This is a genomic window from Cystobacter fuscus, from assembly GCF_002305875.1.
Lineage (GTDB): Bacteria > Myxococcota > Myxococcia > Myxococcales > Myxococcaceae > Cystobacter > Cystobacter fuscus_A.
The window spans coordinates 301,478-319,140 of sequence record NZ_CP022098.1; the positions used below are offsets into that span (position 1 = coordinate 301,478).

At 69.0% G+C, this 17,663-nt stretch carries 14 protein-coding genes; 11 read left to right on the forward strand and 3 right to left on the reverse strand.

Annotated features, from left to right (window positions below; all coding sequences use genetic code 11):
• Positions 1 to 102: 102 nt before the first annotated feature.
• Both CYFUS_RS52205 and CYFUS_RS01310 read right to left on the reverse strand, forming a co-directional pair.
• On the reverse strand, positions 103 to 783 hold the full coding sequence (locus CYFUS_RS52205; protein WP_232537294.1) for a hypothetical protein: 681 nt from the start codon (positions 781 to 783) through the stop codon (positions 103 to 105).
• Positions 773 to 1,234, reverse strand: coding sequence for a Wall-associated protein precursor (locus tag CYFUS_RS01310; protein ID WP_232537295.1), 462 nt, complete (start codon positions 1,232 to 1,234; stop codon positions 773 to 775). The genes CYFUS_RS52205 and CYFUS_RS01310 overlap by 11 nt, the downstream gene beginning before the upstream one ends.
• Positions 1,235 to 1,767: 533 nt before the next feature.
• Between CYFUS_RS01310 and CYFUS_RS01315 the strand changes: the two genes are divergently transcribed.
• The 11 genes from CYFUS_RS01315 to CYFUS_RS01365 all read left to right on the forward strand — a co-directional run bounded on the left by CYFUS_RS01315 (position 1,768) and on the right by CYFUS_RS01365 (position 16,146).
• Positions 1,768 to 2,469, forward strand: a complete 702-nt coding sequence (locus tag CYFUS_RS01315; protein WP_095983555.1) for a DJ-1/PfpI family protein — start codon at positions 1,768 to 1,770, stop codon at positions 2,467 to 2,469.
• A gap of 164 nt (positions 2,470 to 2,633) precedes the next feature.
• Complete coding sequence (locus tag CYFUS_RS01320) at positions 2,634 to 3,695, forward strand: porin (protein WP_095983556.1); 1,062 nt, start codon at positions 2,634 to 2,636, stop codon at positions 3,693 to 3,695.
• Between the two features lie 106 nt (positions 3,696 to 3,801).
• Positions 3,802 to 3,891: a K(+)-transporting ATPase subunit F gene (gene kdpF, locus CYFUS_RS01325; RefSeq protein ID WP_071898131.1), complete on the forward strand. Its 90-nt coding sequence runs from the start codon at positions 3,802 to 3,804 to the stop codon at positions 3,889 to 3,891.
• Between the two features lie 11 nt (positions 3,892 to 3,902).
• The gene (gene kdpA, locus CYFUS_RS01330; RefSeq protein WP_095983557.1) at positions 3,903 to 5,621 is read left to right on the forward strand and encodes a potassium-transporting ATPase subunit KdpA; all 1,719 of its coding nucleotides are present in this window, start codon (positions 3,903 to 3,905) and stop codon (positions 5,619 to 5,621) included.
• Between the two features lies 1 nt (position 5,622).
• A complete protein-coding gene (gene kdpB, locus CYFUS_RS01335) occupies positions 5,623 to 7,662 on the forward strand; it encodes a potassium-transporting ATPase subunit KdpB (protein ID WP_095983558.1) in 2,040 nt (679 codons plus the stop codon).
• A 14-nt stretch (positions 7,663 to 7,676) separates the two neighbouring features.
• Entirely contained in the window at positions 7,677 to 8,276 is a 600-nt protein-coding gene (gene kdpC, locus CYFUS_RS01340; RefSeq protein ID WP_095983559.1) for a potassium-transporting ATPase subunit KdpC, read from the forward strand.
• The gene (locus CYFUS_RS01345) at positions 8,276 to 9,430 is read left to right on the forward strand and encodes a sensor protein KdpD (RefSeq protein ID WP_095983560.1); all 1,155 of its coding nucleotides are present in this window, start codon (positions 8,276 to 8,278) and stop codon (positions 9,428 to 9,430) included. Before kdpC ends, CYFUS_RS01345 begins: the two co-directional genes overlap by 1 nt.
• Entirely contained in the window at positions 9,427 to 11,271 is a 1,845-nt protein-coding gene (locus CYFUS_RS01350; protein WP_095983561.1) for a HAMP domain-containing sensor histidine kinase, read from the forward strand. Before CYFUS_RS01345 ends, CYFUS_RS01350 begins: the two co-directional genes overlap by 4 nt.
• A gap of 330 nt (positions 11,272 to 11,601) precedes the next feature.
• Positions 11,602 to 12,012: a hypothetical protein gene (locus tag CYFUS_RS01355; protein WP_420042677.1), complete on the forward strand. Its 411-nt coding sequence runs from the start codon at positions 11,602 to 11,604 to the stop codon at positions 12,010 to 12,012.
• 136 nt (positions 12,013 to 12,148) lie between these two features.
• A complete protein-coding gene (gene mgtA, locus CYFUS_RS01360; protein WP_095983563.1) occupies positions 12,149 to 14,698 on the forward strand; it encodes a magnesium-translocating P-type ATPase in 2,550 nt (849 codons plus the stop codon).
• Positions 14,699 to 14,817: 119 nt separating this feature from the next.
• On the forward strand, positions 14,818 to 16,146 hold the full coding sequence (locus CYFUS_RS01365; RefSeq protein ID WP_095983564.1) for a hypothetical protein: 1,329 nt from the start codon (positions 14,818 to 14,820) through the stop codon (positions 16,144 to 16,146).
• Positions 16,147 to 16,240: 94 nt separating this feature from the next.
• Here the strand turns inward: CYFUS_RS01365 and CYFUS_RS01370 are convergent, their stop codons facing one another.
• Entirely contained in the window at positions 16,241 to 17,623 is a 1,383-nt protein-coding gene (locus CYFUS_RS01370) for a sigma-54-dependent transcriptional regulator (protein WP_095983565.1), read from the reverse strand.
• Positions 17,624 to 17,663: the final 40 nt, after the last annotated feature.

Below are 17,663 nucleotides of genomic sequence, written 5' to 3' on the forward strand. Positions count from 1 at the left end.
TTTGTACCTCTTGGGCCGGGACTCGTCGCTTGAGGGCGTGTCTTGGGCTTGGTGCGGATTGACCATGACTGCTGTCGCTCTATAGCCCGGGTTGTCCGAGCCCTATCGTGCTCCAGGTCGGGACTGGAGTGCATGCGGATCCCATACGTACTTCTCGCTGGGTGTCAGTCGCAGATGGGTGAATTCATGCTGGGCCACGAAGCGCTCGAAGCGCTCGGAGACGGTCAGGACACCATGAAGTCCCCGGGGACGGAAGATGTCCTCTCCCTTCCAGGTGCCAGGCTCCAAGGTGAATCCATGGATGGATTCGAAGTGCGTGTAGCGGCACTCCTCACAGGCGGGGGGCTGCGCGCCCCGCAGTTGGCTGTGTGCCAGGTCCACTGCTGCGCGACCAAAGCAGGCCCTGACGAGGACGTAGTGAGGGCTCGCGGAGGGCCTGGGTTCTCGCCCTCGCTTACGTACCCGGAGGATCTCGACGGGGTGGAAGCCTTCGAGTCCCGTGAGCCCCTCGTCGCGGAAGGCCTGGGCGAGGCGCTCGGAGATAAGGATATCGTCTCCGGAAGCTCCAATGAAATCGCCGAACGCCTCGCCGTGCAACACGAGGTTCGCGCGATAGGGAGGGAGCCATTGCCGCATCCCGATGGGGCCTCCGCATCGCGGGCAATCCACGCCCGCTCCGAGGTTGACGGGCTCGACCGCGTCGAGCTCGACATCATGATGCGAATGGGTTGCGCCTCCCTCCAGGACGAAGAAGCGCGGGGAGGTGAGCACTTCAGAACCCATGAGGGAACCTCGCACGCATCCCCACGCGACTGTAGAGTTCTCGGAGGAATGCAATGAATTGCTCGGGAGTGGCCCGACGGTACTGCTGGAGCCAGCGGATGACTTCCTCGTCTACCGCTCGGTGCCACTCCTGGTAGCCACAGTGCGCTTGTTCATCCACGGCCCGGGTGACGAAGCGTGGGTCTCGGAGCTTGTAGTGTCCTTGGAGTGTTCGATGCTTCTCCAACTCCCTGGAGATACGCTTGGAGATGATGTGGTGTAATTGTCCCTTGCACTTCGTGGGTTCGGAGCAATCGGTGGATGAATCGGCTTCAGCCTGGGTCGCCGCTTCCATTTTCTGGCCGGCGTCCTCCAACACCTTGGCCTGCGTCGCAATCTGCTCCAACTGAGTGAGGATTTCCGCCGCTTTTTTCGGTTCGCTCAGTCGCAGCGTCTCGCACGCGGTGAGCATACCGGCCTTACAGTGGCACACTGTCGACAGGTCGCCCGGAGCGCACGGTATCTGTGTGAGCAGCATCAATATAATTGTGAGGATGGCCTTCCTCCCGAGAATAATGGCCCGGGTTCGGGATGGTATCATCCGATGCGGAGTTCGGGTCCATGTCTCCACCCATGCAGCGCTTGGGCCATGGCCTTCACCTGGACTTGCGCTTCCTGGAACCGGGCATGTAGGTCGGACATGGGGACTCTCTCGACAGCGGGGGACGGCTGCTCTCGCGACCCTACCAGGAAGCCGCTTCCAGGATGCCGGTGACCTCGAACCAGGGGGGATCGGGAGATGGATTCGCTTGGGCCTCGGCACCGTGCTCCTCGGTACAGGAGGGCGGTTGGGTGTGCACTCCCCGTGGCCAGAATCCGTTGGAAGTTGTCGTTCCGGCCACTCGCGGGGGGGGGCTGGTCCAGGCTTGATTACAAACATCCCCGCGCCTGGTGAAGGCAGACATTCCATCGGGCTCGGCGATGACCCATGAAAGGGAACGCGAAATGAATCAGACACAACCGCCGCCGCTCCAGATTGGAATGCTGCTCTACCCGGACTTCACGCTGCTGGACCTGACCGGTCCGCAAGCCGTGTTGGGCTTCATCAATGGGAAGACGCACCTCGTGTGGAAGACGCTCGACACGGTCACCTCCGATTCGGGAGTCGGCATCCAGCCGACCGCGACCTTCAAGGACTGTCCGGACGACCTGGACATCCTGTTCGTGCCGGGTGGGTTCGGCACGGCTCAGGCCATGGAGGATCCGGAGATTCTCCGGTTCCTCGCGGACCGGGCGGCGCGAGCCCGATACGTGACGTCCGTGTGCTCGGGGTCGCTCATCCTGGGGGCCGCGGGCCTGCTCCGTGGGTACAAGGCCACGACGCATTGGGCCGTGCACGAACTGCTGCCGATGTTTGGCGCGGAAGCGGTCCAGGCACGCGTCGTGGTCGACCGGAACCGGATCTCCGGCGGAGGGGTGACGGCGGGCATCGATTTCGGGCTGGTGCTCCTGGCCCGGTTGCGCGGGGAGGAGGCCGCCAGGCGCACGCAGCTCATGCTGGAGTACGACCCGCAGCCTCCCTTCGATGCGGGCACGCCCAAGACCGCCGAGCCTCACATCGTGAAGCAGGTCATGGACTTCCTCGAGCTATCCAACCAGCAGATGTCGCGAAGCGCCGAGGTCGCACTCCGCGCGACGCGCGCTTGAGCGATTGCTCGGGAGCTCCGGGCGTGTAGGGCGCACGGCCCGCGAGGGGCCCATCGTGCAAGGTGCAATCCGGGAGCGATGGGGTTTCGCCCAAGTCCCCGGAATCACGAAGCGTAAAGGACAGGGCGACGGGTACGGCGCGTGCTCCTGGAGAGGAGCACACCATGGCTCCTTCCTGCCTCGCACCCTTGTTGTCGTCCCTGCTGCTCGGTCAGTCGCCGGCCGGGTCCCTCGCCTCACGCCTGAAGGTGGAGGGCGGGGCGGACGTCTATTACGGCTACAACCCCAACCGCCCGGCGAGCGGTGCCAACTTCCTTCCCGGCACGGGCACCACTGCCCTGCGCGACAACGCCTTCACGCTCAACCTGGCCAGCCTGGGGGTGAGTCTGGAGCCCGCGCCCGTGGGCTTCCGTGTCCTGGTGGGTCTGGGCACCGCGGTGGACGTGGTGCACGCCGCCGAGCCCAAGGCCCCCGGTATCGGGCCCGAGGTGTGGCGGCTGCTCCAGCAGGCGTCCGTGTCCTATGTGCATGGGCCCCTCGCGCTGGAGGCGGGCATCTACCCGAGCCACATCGGCCTGGAGGTGCTGCCCTCGCAGGGCAACTGGACGTACACCCGCTCGTGGATGGGGGAGCTGTCGCCCTACTACCAGGCGGGGCTCAAGGGCACGTGGACGTTCTCGAAGGAGTGGAGCGCACAACTTCACGTGCTCAATGGCTGGCAGACCATTGGCGAGAACAACCGCGGCAAGGCCCTGGGCACGCAGGTGGCCTACGCGGGCGAGCGGCTGTCGGCTTCCTTCAACACCTTCATCGGCGAGGAGGGCTCGGGAGGGGACGAGGGCCTGCGGCTCTTCGGCGACCTGGTGGCCACCTGGCGGGTGACGGAGGCGCTGAGCCTCGCGGCCACCGCGGACGTGGGCACCCAGCGGCGCCCCGGCCAATCCGCCGCTGTCTGGTACGCCGCCGCGCTCAATGGCCGCTTCCAGGTGGCCGGGCCCGTGGCGGTGGCCGCGCGCGCTGAGTTCTTCGATGACCGGGGCGGCCTCATCAGTGGCACCGTGCAGCGGCTCGTGGAGGGCACCCTCACCCTCGAGTTGCGGCCCGTGGAGCACCTCGTCCTCAAGCTGGAGGCGCGGCATGACCGCTCCAGCGCGGAGGTGTTTGACGGCTCCGCGCCACGTCCCACCCAGACCCTCGTGGTGGCCGGAGCCACCGCGTTTTTCTAGGAGCCACCCATGGATGCCGTCCTGCTGCTGGTGACCGTTGGTTTCTTCGCGCTCACGGGGGCGTATGCCCTTGGCTGTGAGCATCTGTGAAAGGCAGACATTCCCCATGACCTTCGATTACGTCGCCGGTGCCGTGCTCGCGGTGCTGCTCACCATCTATCTCGTCTACGCCCTGCTGCGGCCCGAGCGTTTCTAGGAAGGACAGCCATGAGTCTCCTCGGTTGGTCGCAGATCCTCCTCTTCCTCGCCCTGGTGCTCGCGTTGACGCGGCCCGTGGGCGCCTACCTCTTCCGGGTCTTCGAGGGACCCGTGCAACCCCTTCCCCGGGTGCTCGGCCCCGTGGAGCGCCTGCTGTTGCGGCTGTGCGGAGCCTTCCCGGCACGCGAGCAGACGTGGGGGCAGTACACGCTGGCGCTCCTGGCCTTCAGCCTCGTGGGAATGCTCGCCACCTACGTGGTGCTGCGCCTGCAACACGTGCTGCCGCTCAACCCCCAGGGCCTGCCGACGGTGGGGCCGGAGCTCGCCTTCAACACGGCGGCGAGCTTCACCACCAACACCAACTGGCAGTCCTACGCGGGCGAGTCCACGATGAGCTACCTCAGCCAGATGCTGGGGCTCGCCACGCACAACTTCACGTCCGCGGCGGCGGGCCTCGGGGTGGCGCTGGCACTCGCCCGGGGCTTCACCCGGCGGCCCGGTCCCGAGGGCTCCAAGACCCTGGGCAACTTCTGGGTCGATCTGGTGCGCGGCCTGCTCTACGTGTTCCTGCCGCTGTGCCTCGTCTACGCGCTCTTCCTCGTGGCCCAGGGCGTGCCGCAGACGTTCGCCCCCTCGCGCGAGCTGACGACGCTGGAGGGCGTGAAGCAGACGTTGGCGCTCGGGCCGGTGGCCTCGCAGGAGGCCATCAAGATGCTCGGCACCAATGGTGGTGGCTTCTTCAACGCCAACAGCGCCCACCCCTTCGAGAACCCCACGCCGCTCGCCAACCTGGTGCAGATGCTCTCCATCTTCCTCATTCCCGCGGCCCTCACGTACACCTACGGGCGGATGGCCGGGGACACGCGCCAGGGCTGGGCGCTCTTCACGGCGATGAGCCTCCTGTTCCTCGTGGGCGTGACCGTGGCCTATGCCGCCGAGTCCGCCTCCAACCCCGCCGTGGCCGCCGCCCAGGTGGCTCCCGCCGGCAACCTCGAGGGCAAGGAGGTGCGCTTTGGTGTCGCCGCCTCGGCCCTCTTCGCCACCGTCACCACGGATGCCTCGTGCGGTGCCGTCAATGCCATGCATGACAGCTTCATGCCGCTCGGGGGGCTGGTGCCCCTGGTGAACATGCAACTGGGCGAGGTCATCTTCGGCGGCGTGGGCGCGGGCCTCTACGGCATCCTCGTCATGGTGGTGCTCGCCGTCTTCATCGCCGGCCTCATGGTGGGCCGCACGCCCGAGTACCTCGGCAAGAAGATCGAGGCGCGCGAGATGAAGCTCGCCATGCTGTACGTGCTCATCTTCCCGCTCGTCATCCTCTGTCTGAGCGCGGTGGCGGCGGTGCTGCCCCAGGGCGTGTCCTCGCTCAACAACGCCGGGCCCCATGGCCTGTCCGAGCTGCTGTATGCCTTCACCAGCGGCACGGCCAACAACGGCAGTGCCTTCGCCGGCCTCAACGCCAACACGCCCTTCTGGAACGTGAGCCTGGGCCTGTCCATGCTCGCCGGGCGCTTCCTGATGATCGTCCCGGTGCTGGCGCTCGCGGGCGGCATGGTGGGCAAGAAGGTCGTGGCGGCGGGCCCCGGCACCTTCCCCACCCACGGCGGACTCTTCACGGGGCTGCTGGTGAGCGTCGTCGTCATCGTGGGCGCGCTCACCTTCTTCCCCGCTCTCTCCCTCGGTCCCATCGTCGAGCACTTCCTCGCCGGGGCCGGAAAGGCGTTCTGACATGTCCTCGCTTCTCGAACCGGCACTCCTCAAGCAGGCCAGTCTGGACAGTCTGCGCAAGCTGCACCCCCGGGACGTGGCCCGCAACCCCGTGATGTTCGTGGTGTGGGCGGGCAGCGTGCTCACCACGGTCCTGGTGGTGAAGGACCTCGTGGCCCCGGGGCCCGACGCCACGCCCGCGTGGTTCACCGTGGGGGTGACGCTCTGGCTGTGGTTCACCGTGCTCTTCGCCAACTTCGCCGAGGCCGTGGCCGAGGGCCGGGGCAAGGCCCAGGCGGGGGCCCTGCGCAAGATGCGCCGGGACACGCCCGCGCGCAGGCTCGTGGACGGACGCGAGGAGAAGGTGTCCGCGCCGGACCTGCGCAAGGACGACCTCGTGGTGTGCGAGGCGGGAGACCTCATCCCCGGCGACGGCGAGGTGGTGGAGGGCATCGCCAGCGTGGACGAGTCCGCCATCACCGGCGAGTCCGCCCCCGTCATCCGCGAGTCCGGTGGAGACCGCTCGTCCGTGACGGGAGGCACCAAGGTGCTCTCCGACCGCATCGTGGTGCGCATCACCACCAATCCGGGCGAGTCCTTCCTGGACCGGATGATCGGCCTGGTGGAGGGCGCGGCACGGCAGAAGACGCCCAACGAGATTGCCCTGCACATCCTCCTGGTGGGGCTCACGGTCGTCTTCCTGCTCGCGTGCGTGACGCTGGTGCCGCTCGCGCTCTATTCGGGGGTGAGGCTGTCGGGCACGGCGGTGGTGGCGCTGCTCGTGTGTCTCATTCCCACGACGATCGGCGGCCTGCTGTCGGCCATCGGCATCGCGGGCATGGACCGGCTCTTGCGCAAGAACGTGCTCGCCATGAGCGGCCGGGCGGTGGAGGCGGCGGGAGACGTGGACACGCTGCTGCTCGACAAGACGGGCACCATCACCCTGGGCAACCGCATGGCCACGGAGCTGCTCCCCCTGCCGGGCGTGCGCATGGAGGAGCTGGCCGAGGCCTCGCAGCTCGCGAGCCTCGCGGACGAGACGCCCGAGGGCCGCTCCATCGTCGTGCTGGTGAAGGACACCTACAAGATGCGTCCCCGCGAACTCCAGGCGCACCAGGCCACCTTCGTGGCGTTCTCCGCCCAGACGCGCATGAGCGGGTGCGACCTCGTGGATCCCCACCCGCGCGCCATCCGCAAGGGCGCGGTGGACGCGGTCATCCGGTACGTGGAGTCCCAGGGCGCCACCGTGCCGTCCGAGCTGCGCGAGACGGCGGCGCGCATCGGTGACGCGGGCGGCACGCCGCTGGCGGTGGCGGATGGGGCACGGGTGCTGGGCCTCATCCACCTCAAGGACGTGGTGAAGGGCGGCATCAAGGAGCGCTTCGAGCGCTTCCGCGCCATGGGCATCCGCACGGTGATGATCACCGGCGACAACCCGCGCACGGCGGGGGCGATTGCCCGCGAGGCCGGAGTGGATGACTTCCTCGCCGAGGCGACTCCCGAGGCGAAGCTCGCCCTCATCCGCGCCGAGCAGGCCAAGGGCAAGCTCGTGGCGATGACGGGCGATGGCACCAACGACGCGCCCGCGCTCGCCCAGGCCGACGTGGGCGTGGCGATGAACACCGGCACCCAGGCCGCCAAGGAGGCCGGCAACATGGTGGACCTGGACTCCAACCCCACCAAGCTCCTGGAGGTGGTGGAGGTGGGCAAGCAGCTCCTCATGACGCGCGGCACGCTCACCACCTTCTCCATCGCCAACGACGTGGCCAAGTACTTCGCCATCCTCCCCGCGCTCTTCCTCGGCGTCTTCCCCGAGATGCGCCCGCTCAACGTCATGGGCCTCACGTCGCCCTACAGCGCCATCCTCTCGGCCGTCATCTTCAACGCCCTCATCATCATCGCCCTCATCCCGCTCGCGCTCCGGGGCGTGCGCTACCGCCCCCTGGGCGCGGCCGCGCTCCTGCGCCGCAGCCTGCTGCTCTACGGCGTGGGCGGCGTGCTCGTGCCCTTCATCGGCATCAAGGTCATCGACGTGGTGCTCACCGCCGTGGGCCTCGCTTGAGAAAGGACTTCTCCATGTCTTCCACCCTGTTGTCCGCCCTGCGCGCCACGCTCGTCACCTTCGCCCTCACCGGCCTGCTCTACCCCCTGGCCGTCACCGGCCTGTCCCAGGTGCTCTTCGCCCACGAGGCCCAGGGCTCGCTCGTCACCGACGATCGGGGTCAGGTGGTGGGCAGCGCCCTCCTCGCCCAGGGCTTCTCGCGCGAGGGTTACTTCCAGCCCCGTCCCTCCGCGGCGGGTGTCGGGTACGATGCCTCCGCCTCCTCGGGCAGCAACCTGGGGCCCACCTCCCAGAAGCTGCGCGAGCGCGTCGCGGCCGACGCCGAGCGCCTGCGCCAGGAAAACCCCGAGGCCCCGGGGCCGGTGCCCACCGAGCTCGTCACGACTTCTGGCTCCGGGTTGGATCCCCACCTGTCGCCCGAGGCCGTGCGCTGGCAGGTGCCCCGGGTGGCCCGGGCGCGCCGCGTGGAGCCCGAGCGCGTCCAGGCGGTGGTGGACTCGCTCGTCGAGGAGCGGACGCTCGGCGTGCTCGGCGAGCCCCGGGTGAACGTGCTCCTGCTCAATCTGGCGTTGGATCGCCGTCTGGGGACGGCTACGTTGGCCGGAGGGTCTTGATGCCCCGAGGGCGCGCGGAAGATTTCCTGGAGCTGGTCGAGCGGGGCCGGCGCGGGCGGCTGAAGCTATACATCGGCTTCGCCGCCGGCGTGGGAAAGACCTATCGCATGCTCGAGGAGGCCCATGCCCTGCGCAAGCGGGGCGTGGACGTGGTGCTCGGCTTCGTCGAGACGCACGGCCGCGCCGAGACCCAGGCGCTCATCGAGGGGCTGGAGGGGGTGCCCCGTGCCGTCTTCACCTACCGCGACGTGTCCGTGGAGGAGATGGACCTGGACCGGGTGCTCGCGCGCAAGCCCCAGGTGGTGGTGGTGGACGAGCTGGCGCACTCCAACGTGCCCCTGTGCCGTCATCGCAAGCGCTACCAGGACGTGGAGGAATTGCTCGCCGCGGGCATCAACGTCATTGGCGCCTTCAACGTGCAGCACCTGGAGAGCCTCAATGATCTGCTCGAGCGCAACATCGGCGTGCGCGTGCGCGAGACGATCCCGGACAGCTTCCTCAAGAGCGCGGACCAGGTGGTGAACCTGGACCTGGCGGTGGAGGACCTGCACGAGCGGCTCCGGGCGGGGAAGATCTACGCGGCGGACAAGGTATCGGGCGCGCTGGAGAGCTTCTTCCGCCAGGACAACCTGTCCACGCTGCGCGAGCTGGCGCTGCGGGAGGTGGCCGAGAGTCTGGACCGGGCCACGGGCACGCGGGCGCGCACGGGGGAGGACTCGCCGAAGCCCGGGGGCTGGGGCCGGTTGATGGTGGCGCTCAGCAGCAATCCGCCGCACGCGGCCACGCTCCTGCGCCGGGGCTCGCGCATGGCGGGCCGGCTGAACACGGATTGGTTCGTCGTGTACGTGGAGACGCCGCGCGAGGCCCCGCACCTCATCGACGCCGAGGCGCAGCGCCACCTGCTGACGAACATCGAGCTGGCGCGGGAGCTGGGCGCGGAGGTGGTGCGGCTCAAGTCGGAAGACCCCGTGGGGGCGCTGCTGGACTTCGCGCGCTCGCACGGGGTGGGGCACATCATCGTGGGCCGCTCGCGGCAGCCGTGGTGGCGGCGCATGTTGGGGCTCGCCTCGGACGTGCGGCTGTTGCGCGAGGGGGACGGCATCGACATCCACGTGGTGTCCTTCCACCCCCCGCGGGAGGAGCGGCGGCCATGATCTTGCGTCATAAGCTGCTGCTGGCCCAGGTGCCCCTGGCGCTCGCCCTGCTGCTGGTGGGCGTGGTGGCCGTGAACACGCTGCGCGAGCTGGGGCGCGCCGGCCAGGGCATCCTCGCGGACAACTATCGCAGCGTGCTGGCCATGCAGGACATCATCGAGCACCTGGAGCGGCTGGACAGCGCGGCGCTCTTCATGGTGGCGGGCGAGCGGCAACGGGGCCTGGAGCAGGCGGAGACCCACCGGGCGCGGCTCGAGACGACGCTGCGCATCCAGGAGGGCAACATCACCGAGCCCGGTGAGGCCGAGGCCACGCGCCGGCTGCGGGAGGCCTGGTCTCGCTACCAGACCCGATACGAGCGCTTCCTCGGATTGGAGGAAGGCGCGGTGCGCGGGGTGTATTTCGAGACGCTCGCGCCGGACTTCCAGATGGCGAGGGCGGCGGCGCGGAGCATCCTCGTGCTCAACCAGGACGCCATGGTGCGCAAGAGCGAGGCCCAGCAGCGGCAGAGCCAGCGGGTGAACGTGCTCATGGGGCTGGCGGTGGTGGGCGCGCTCGCGGGGGGACTGTTGGCCTCGGCCTCGCTCACCCAGCGGGCGCTGCGACCGGTGGGAGTGTTGTCGGGAGCGGTGCGGAGGCTGGGCGAGGGGGACCTGGGCACGCGCGCGGTGGTGGAGGGCGGGGATGAGATCGCCGGGCTGGCGCGGGACTTCAACGCCATGGCCGAGGCGCTCCAGCGCTACCAGCGCAGCTCCCTGGGGGAGTTGCTCCAGGCGCAGGCGTCGGCCCAGGCGGCGATCGACAGCCTTCCGGACCTGGTGGTGGTGTTTGGCGTGGAGGGGGGCGTGCTCAACGTCAACCGCGCGGCGGAGGAGGCGTTGCGTCTGTCGTTGGAGGGGGGCGGGACGTTGGGGCAGGTGGAGCCCGAGGTGCGCGCGGTACTCGAACGGGTGCGCGCGCACGTGCTGGGCGGCAAGGGGGTGTACCTGCCCACCGGCTACGAGGAGGCGGTGCGGCTGGAGGCACCCGAGGGCGCGCGCTGGTTCCTGCCGCGGGGCAGCCCGGTGTATGGGGAGGGGGGCGGCGTGGTGGGCGCGACGGTCATCCTCCAGGACGTGACGCGGCTGCGGCGCTTCGACGAGCTGAAGAACGACCTGGTGGCCACGGTGGCGCACGAGTTCCGCACGCCGCTCACGTCGCTGCGCATGGCCATCCACCTGTGCGTGGAGGAGGCGGCGGGTCCCATCACGGAGAAGCAGGCGGATCTGCTCCACGCGGCGCGCGAGGACTGCGAGCGATTGCAGGGCATCGTGGATGACCTGTTGGATTTGTCCAAGCTGCAATCGGGCCGGGAAGTCTTGGAGTTGCGGCCCGTGTCCACGCGTGAGGTGTTGGAGGCGGCGCTCGCCCCGCATCGCATGACGGCGGAGGAGAAGGGCGTGCGCCTGCGGGAAGCGCTGGAGCTGGAGGTGGAGGACACGCGGGTGGAGGCGGATCCCGAGCGGCTGCAACTGGTGCTCTCCAACCTGGTGGCCAACGCGGTGAGGCACACGCCGCGCGAGGGCGAGGTGGTGGTGCGGGCGCGGCGGGACGGCGAGGCGCGGATCCGCTTCGAGGTGGCGGACACGGGCGAGGGCATCGCCCCGGAGCACCATGCGCGGGTCTTCGAGAAGTTCTACCGGGTACCGGGCGCCGGCACGGGCAGCGCGGGACTGGGCCTCTCCATTGCCCAGGAGATCGTCCAGGCACATGGAGGTGAGCTGGGATTGACGAGCGAAGTGGGCCGGGGGAGCACCTTCGGGTTCTCGCTTCCCCGCTCACGGCGGGACGAACAGGGCTGAGAGGGACGCCTTGGTCCCTCTCTCCGCGCCCGAGGTGCTGGTGTGTTCGGTGCCGTGTCGCTGACAGATCCGAGCATCGGCTGCCGCTGGAATGTGCTCCACGAGACAGCCAAGAAGAGGGGGAACGATGTGGGCGGGCCCCTTCGTTATACTCAGCGTGAAGCCGAGTCTGCAGGCCAAATGAACCGCCGGACTGGAGCAGCCACGCGAGACCGTAGGGGCAGAATCAGGAGGACAACAGATGAAGCTGGTTGCCTTTTCGCCCTGGCGGTGAATCCTCTGGGTTGGTTGGTCCTGGTTCCTATCGCCGCTGCTGCCTCCTGATTGAATATGCCGATGAAATATAATTCAAACTTTGACGTTGACTCCATATTGAACACGCTGCGCACCATCAACGAGAAATACACAGAGGGCTCACCAGAAGACGAGGCAATCCGCGTCGCTGCCGTGGCGCTGTTTTACGTCCGTGAAAACAAGAAACTGGAAGATTACCGCGAGTTCTTTCGCAAGTTCTACACCCCCGCCGCCGAGTACGTGACCGTTTCCCAGACGTTCGCAACGAGAGAAGAAGCGGATGCATGGCTCGCCAGTGCCACGCCCCGGGATGGCGAGCTTGTCAGAATCGCTGGCCAGGGATTCCAAGTCATTCCCCAGCGAGGCGGGCAGGGATTTAGATTCCTTCAAACCCCACTGCCCGACGAGCTGGCGAAGAAGAGACCCAACGACCCGGAGAAAAAGTAGGCGGCCTCTACCCAGACCAAAGCATGCGTTGAGCAGCCAGGAAGTGTTCTGGCGCTCCGGCATGATGGATCTTCCTGAACGCCGAACAGCGCCATGATGTCCAGGAGCCCCGAGCGAGGTCCATGAGGAGCCGGACATGAAACATCGCAGTCCCAGGACGCACCCGGAGGAACCACCCGCCTGGTGCGGCACGCAGGACGCCCTGCTGTCTCGGCTGGCGTGCTCGTCCGGCGGCCTGCCCGAGGCCGAGGCCCGGGAACGGCTCGTGCGCTACGGGCCCAACACGCCGGAGCAGCACACCCGGCGCCCGGCGTGGGTGGACTTTCTCACGCGCTTCGCCAATCCGCTCGTGCTGGTGCTGCTGGTGGCCAGCGGGGTGTCGGTTCTCACGCATGAGCTGACGAGTTCCGCCATCATCGTCGGTATCGTCCTGATGAGCGTGACGCTGGATTTCGTCCAGGAGCGGCGCGCGGACGACGCGGCGGCGCGGTTGCGAAGCTCCGTGGCCCAGAAGACCACCGTGGTGCGGGACGGCGCCGAGCGGGAAGTACCGGCCCGGGAGATCGTACCTGGCGACGTGGTTCTGCTGGCGGCGGGCAGCCTGGTGCCGGCGGATGCCCGGCTGCTGGAGGCGCGCGACCTGTTCGTCAACCAGACCCTGCTCACCGGTGAGCCCTACCCGGTGGAGAAGCAACCGGGAGATGCTCCCGCGGGAACGGAGCCTTCCGAGGCACGCAATGCCGTCTTCATGGGCACCTCCGTCATCAGCGGCACGGGGCGGGCGCTCGTCTTCGCCACGGGGGCGCGCACCACGTTGGGGGACATCGCCCATGCCCTGGCCGGGCCCACGCCCTCCACCACCTTCGAGCGGGACACGCGCCACTTCGGCATGATGCTGATGCGGTTGACGGTGCTGTTGGTGCTCTTCGTCCTGATGGTGTCCGTGTACGCGCACCGGCCGCTGTTGGAGTCCTTTCTCTTCGCGGTGGCCCTGGCGGTGGGGTTGACGCCCGAGTTGCTGCCCATGGTCCTCTCGGTGACGCTCTCGCGCGGGGCGATGCGGATGGCGGCCCGGCAGGTCATCGTCAAGCGGCTGAGCGCGGTGCACGACCTGGGCAGCATGGACGTGCTGTGCACGGACAAGACGGGCACCCTCACCGAGGCCCGCATCCATCTCGAGCGCTACGAGGACGCCTCGGGGCGTGAGAGCGAGCAGGTGCTGCGGTGGGCCTGGCTCAACAGCCACTTCGAGTCCGGGCTGCGCAGCCCCATGGACGAGGCCATCCTCGCGCACGAGGAGGTGGACGGCCGAGGCTGGCACAAGGTGGACGAGGTGCCCTTCGACTTCGAGCGTCGGCGGGTGTCCGTGCTCCTGGAGCACGAGGGCCGACGGGTGTTGGTGGTGAAGGGGGCGCCCGAGGACGTGCTGGCCTGCTGCAGCCAGTACGAGCGCGAGGGGGTACCGCACGCGCTGGACGCGGAGGCCCGGGCGGGAGTGCGGGCGCGCTTCGAGGCCCTGGGAGCGGAGGGCTTCCGGGTGCTGGCGGTGGCCTGGCGCGAGGAGTCCCCGGACATGCAGGTGGCCCACCTGGGAGATGAGGCGGAGCTGGTGTTCGCGGGCTTCACCTCCTTCCTGGATCCTCCGAGGCAAAGCGCGCGGCCCGCGCTGCAGGCACTCATCCGCGCCGGGGTGAAGGTGAAGGTGGTGACGGGTGACAACGAGCGGGTGGCGCTCCATGTCTGCCGTCAGCTCGGGCTGGAAGTGGAGGGGGTGCTCACCGGCGCGGAGGTGGGAGCGCTGGATGACCCCGCGTTGCAGATGCGCGCCGCGCGCACCACGCTCTTCGCCCGCGTGGCCCCGGGGCAGAAGAGCCGCGTCATCCGCGCGCTGCGCCTGCGCGGGCACGTGGTGGGCTACCTGGGCGATGGCATCAATGACGCGCCCTCGCTGCACGCGGCGGACGTGGGCATCTCGGTGGACAGCGCGGTGGACGTGGCGCGCGAGGCGGCGGACCTCCTGCTGCTGCGCCACGACCTGGCCGTGCTGTATGACGGCGTGCTCGAGGGCCGGCGCGCCTTCGGCAACGTGATGAAGTACATCCGCATGGGGACCAGCTCCAACTTCGGCAACATGCTGAGCATGGCCGGAGCGTCGATGCTGCTGCCCTTCCTTCCCCTGCGGCCCATTCAAATCCTGCTCAACAACCTCCTCTACGACGTGTCGGAGCTGGCCATCCCCCTGGACGAGGTGGATGCGGAGCAACTGGAGCGGCCCACCCGGTGGGACCTGCGCTTCGTGCGGCAGTTCATGGCGGCGTTCGGCACGCTCAGCTCGCTGTTCGACGCGGCCACCTTCGGCGTGCTCCTGCTCCTCTTCCACGCGAACGCGGCGCTCTTCCAGACCGGCTGGTTCATGGAGTCGCTCACCACGCAGGTGCTCGTCATCTTCGTCATCCGCACCCGCCGCGATTCCCTGCGCAGCCGTCCCTCGCGGTGGCTGCTGGCCAGCTCGCTCGGCGTGGTGGTGGTGGCCAACGTGCTGCCCTTCACCCCGCCAGGCGCCTGGTTTGGCTTCGAGCCCCCTCCCCCCGCGCTGCTGGGCGCGCTGGCGATGCTGGTCATGGGCTATCTGCTGTCGGCCGAGCTCCTCAAGCGCTGGTTCTTCCGCCGCTACGCCGCGGGTTGAGGCCCTGGCGTGTTCCATACACATCCACCCTCGGCGGGGTGACCTTCTGTCCAGGAGCGCGCGGGCGCCCGAGGTCATCCCTTGAGTCGTGAGGCGCATTCCCGGAACAGTGCCAGGACATGCGCGCTCCGCTTCTCGCTCTCTGTCTGCTCCTGTCTCCGTTCGCCCGAGCCCAGGAGCCGGTGTCCGGGCACCAGCACGCCCACGAGTCCTCCATGAGGAACATGGGCATGGGCTCCGACGACTCCGAGGTCCGCTCCCTCCGGGACATTCCCCTGATGCGCCGGGGCTCGGGCACGTCGTGGCAGCCGGACCGCTTCCCTCCGTCCATGATTCACGCGCAGGTGGCGGGGTGGGGTCTCATGTTCCAGGGCCTGCTCTTCGGCGGCTACGACGTGCAGGGCGGACCCCGGGGCGCGAGCGCTCCGGAGGCGCTCGGCTGGTTGATGCTCATGGCCAACCGGGAACTGTCCTCGGGGCAGCTCGTCCTCAGCGTGATGCTCAGCCCCGATCCCCTCACCGCTGGTGCCAACGGCGGCTACCCGCTCCTGCTCCAGTCCGGCGAGTCCTACCGGGGTGAGCCGCTGCATGACCGTCAGCACCCGCATGACCTCTTCATGGAGCTGGCCGCGTCCTACACCCACTACTTCTCGGACACCTGGGGCCTGATGCTCTACGTGGCCCCCGCGGGCGAGCCGGCGCTGGGGCCCGTGGCCTTCCCGCACCGCGCCTCCGCCCGCTTCGATCCGCTCGCCGTCCTGGGCCACCACTGGCAGGACTCGACCCACATTTCCTTTGGCGTGGTCACGGCGGGCCTCGTCACCCCCCTGGCCAGATTGGAGGTCTCCGCGTTCAACGGCCGCGAGCCCGACGAGTTCCGCTACGACCTGGACCTGCGGCTGCCCGACTCCTTCTCCGCGCGCCTGTCCGTCAACCCCACGTCGCGCGTGAGCACCCAGGTGTCCTACGGCTACCTGCCGAGCCCCGAGGCGCTCCATCCAGGCGTACCGGTGCACCGCTTCACCGCGTCGGCCATGTACCACGCGCCGGTGGGCGCGCACGGCTTCTGGGCCACCACGGCCGTCTTCGGGCGGAACGTGGAGGGCGACGAGCCCCCCACGAACTCCGCGCTCCTGGAGAGCAACGTGGACCTGGACGGCCACCACGCCGTCTTTGGCCGGGTGGAGTACGTGCGCAAGACGGGGCATGACCTGGCGTTGTCCGGCATCCTGGAGCACGAGACCTTCGACGTGGGCGTCCTGGCGCTCGGCTATCTCTACCAATTCAATCCCTGGGGCCCCGTGAAGGCGGGCGTGGGCGCGCGCGGCGCGCTGAACCTCGTCCCCGAGGACCTCGCCGCCCTCTACGGGAGCCGTACGCCCCTGGGCGGCATGGTGTACGTGCGGCTGGCGCCCGTGATGAGGGGCGCACCCGGGCATGGCCGCTGATGCCGCGGGTACACGACCCACAACCCGCAGCTCAGACTCGTCGCCTCAGGAGGGCTGGAGCGTGGAGCCGCGCCTGTCGGTCGGGCTGGGCGTTCTAGTCCGGCGGGGCCTCGTACCGCTTGCGCTTGCGCCACAGCGTGGACGCGTCGATGCCCAGCACCCGCGCGGCCTCGTCCAGCGTGGGCACGCTCGCCAACACCCGGAGGATGTGCTCGCGCTCCACTTCCTCCAGCGTATGCGGCCCGCCCAATGTGACATGTGAGCCCATGGCCGCCGCGATGCGCTCGGGGAAGGCCTGGGGCTCGAGCACCCCGGCGGGCCAGACGATGAGCGCGCGCTCCACGGCGTTCCTCAGCTCGCGCACGTTGCCCGGCCACGCATAGGCGCGCAGCATCGCCTCCGTCGCCGGGGACAGCTCGGGCACGGCGCGCTGGGCCGCTCGCGCGAAGAACGTCACGAAGCGTCGGGCCAGGGGCAGGATGTCCTCGGGCCGTTCGCGCAGGCCCGGCAGCTTCACCTCGATGACATTGAGCCGGTAGAGCAGATCCTCGCGGAAGTGCCCCTCGGCCACGTCCTTCTCGAGGTCGCGGTTGGTCGCCGCCACCACGCGCACGTCCGCCCGGCGTGTGCGCCCCTCGCCCAGGCGCTCGAACTGCTTCTCCTGGAGGAAGCGCAGCAATTGGGCCTGGAGCGCGGGGCTCATCTCCGCCACCTCGTCGAGGAAGAGCGTGCCGCCCTCGGCCTGTTCCACCCGGCCCGGCTGATCCCTCACCGCGCCGGTGAAGGCGCCGCGCACGTGACCGAACAGCTCGCTGGCGAGCAGTTGCTCGGACAGGGTGGGGCAGTTGACGGTGACGAAGGGGCGGCGGCGCCGCGCGCTCAGCGAGTGCAGGGTGCGCGCGAGCACGCCCTTGCCAGTGCCACTCTCGCCGCGCAGGAGCACCGCCGCGTCCGAGGCCGCCGCCCGGGTGACGAGCGCGAGCGCGGCGTGCATGAGGGGCGAGGCCGTCTCCAGGGTGGCCTCGGGCACGGACTGCGCGAGCTGCTCGGCCAGGGCGTCCAGTTGGAAGCCCCGCTCGCGGTGGGCGCGCGTCTTGTCCACCAGGTGGCGGATCTGCGCCGGGGTGAAGGGCTTGGGCAGATAGTCACGCGCCCCGCGCCGTACGGCCTCCACGGCGGTGTCGAAGGTGGCGTAGGCGGTGATGAGGACGATGTCCAGGGTGGGGGACTCGGCGAGCAGGCGTGGCAGCAAGTCCAGGCCACTCGCGGTGCCCAGGCGCAGGTCCACGAAGGCCAGGTCCGCGGGGGCCTGGGCGAGCGCGGCGAGCGCGGCGTCGGCGGTGGCGGCCTCGCGCACCTCGCACCCGAGCCCCTCCAGGCACATGCGCAGGGTGGTGCGGATGTTGCGCTCGTCATCCACCACCAGCACCCGCATCGGGCGGGGCTCCACCACGGGCGTGACAGGTCCGGTCTCCATGCGGCCCATCCTATGCCCGCGCCGGGGTCTCGGGGGGGCG

What these genes read in the sequence shown, in the direction of transcription:
- CYFUS_RS01370 (WP_095983565.1), bottom strand. Translation starts at nt 17,623, where the DNA reads ATGGAGACCGGACCTGTCACGCCCGTGGTGGAGCCCCGCCCGATGCGG.
- CYFUS_RS52205 (WP_232537294.1), bottom strand. Translation starts at nt 783, where the DNA reads ATGGGTTCTGAAGTGCTCACCTCCCCGCGCTTCTTCGTCCTGGAGGGA.
- mgtA (WP_095983563.1), top strand. Translation starts at nt 12,149, where the DNA reads ATGAAACATCGCAGTCCCAGGACGCACCCGGAGGAACCACCCGCCTGG.
- kdpA (WP_095983557.1), top strand. Translation starts at nt 3,903, where the DNA reads ATGAGTCTCCTCGGTTGGTCGCAGATCCTCCTCTTCCTCGCCCTGGTG.
- CYFUS_RS01350 (WP_095983561.1), top strand. Translation starts at nt 9,427, where the DNA reads ATGATCTTGCGTCATAAGCTGCTGCTGGCCCAGGTGCCCCTGGCGCTC.
- CYFUS_RS01345 (WP_095983560.1), top strand. Translation starts at nt 8,276, where the DNA reads ATGCCCCGAGGGCGCGCGGAAGATTTCCTGGAGCTGGTCGAGCGGGGC.
- kdpB (WP_095983558.1), top strand. Translation starts at nt 5,623, where the DNA reads ATGTCCTCGCTTCTCGAACCGGCACTCCTCAAGCAGGCCAGTCTGGAC.
- CYFUS_RS01310 (WP_232537295.1), bottom strand. Translation starts at nt 1,234, where the DNA reads ATGCTCACCGCGTGCGAGACGCTGCGACTGAGCGAACCGAAAAAAGCG.
- CYFUS_RS01365 (WP_095983564.1), top strand. Translation starts at nt 14,818, where the DNA reads ATGCGCGCTCCGCTTCTCGCTCTCTGTCTGCTCCTGTCTCCGTTCGCC.
- kdpC (WP_095983559.1), top strand. Translation starts at nt 7,677, where the DNA reads ATGTCTTCCACCCTGTTGTCCGCCCTGCGCGCCACGCTCGTCACCTTC.
- CYFUS_RS01315 (WP_095983555.1), top strand. Translation starts at nt 1,768, where the DNA reads ATGAATCAGACACAACCGCCGCCGCTCCAGATTGGAATGCTGCTCTAC.
- kdpF (WP_071898131.1), top strand. Translation starts at nt 3,802, where the DNA reads ATGACCTTCGATTACGTCGCCGGTGCCGTGCTCGCGGTGCTGCTCACC.
- CYFUS_RS01355 (WP_420042677.1), top strand. Translation starts at nt 11,602, where the DNA reads ATGCCGATGAAATATAATTCAAACTTTGACGTTGACTCCATATTGAAC.
- CYFUS_RS01320 (WP_095983556.1), top strand. Translation starts at nt 2,634, where the DNA reads ATGGCTCCTTCCTGCCTCGCACCCTTGTTGTCGTCCCTGCTGCTCGGT.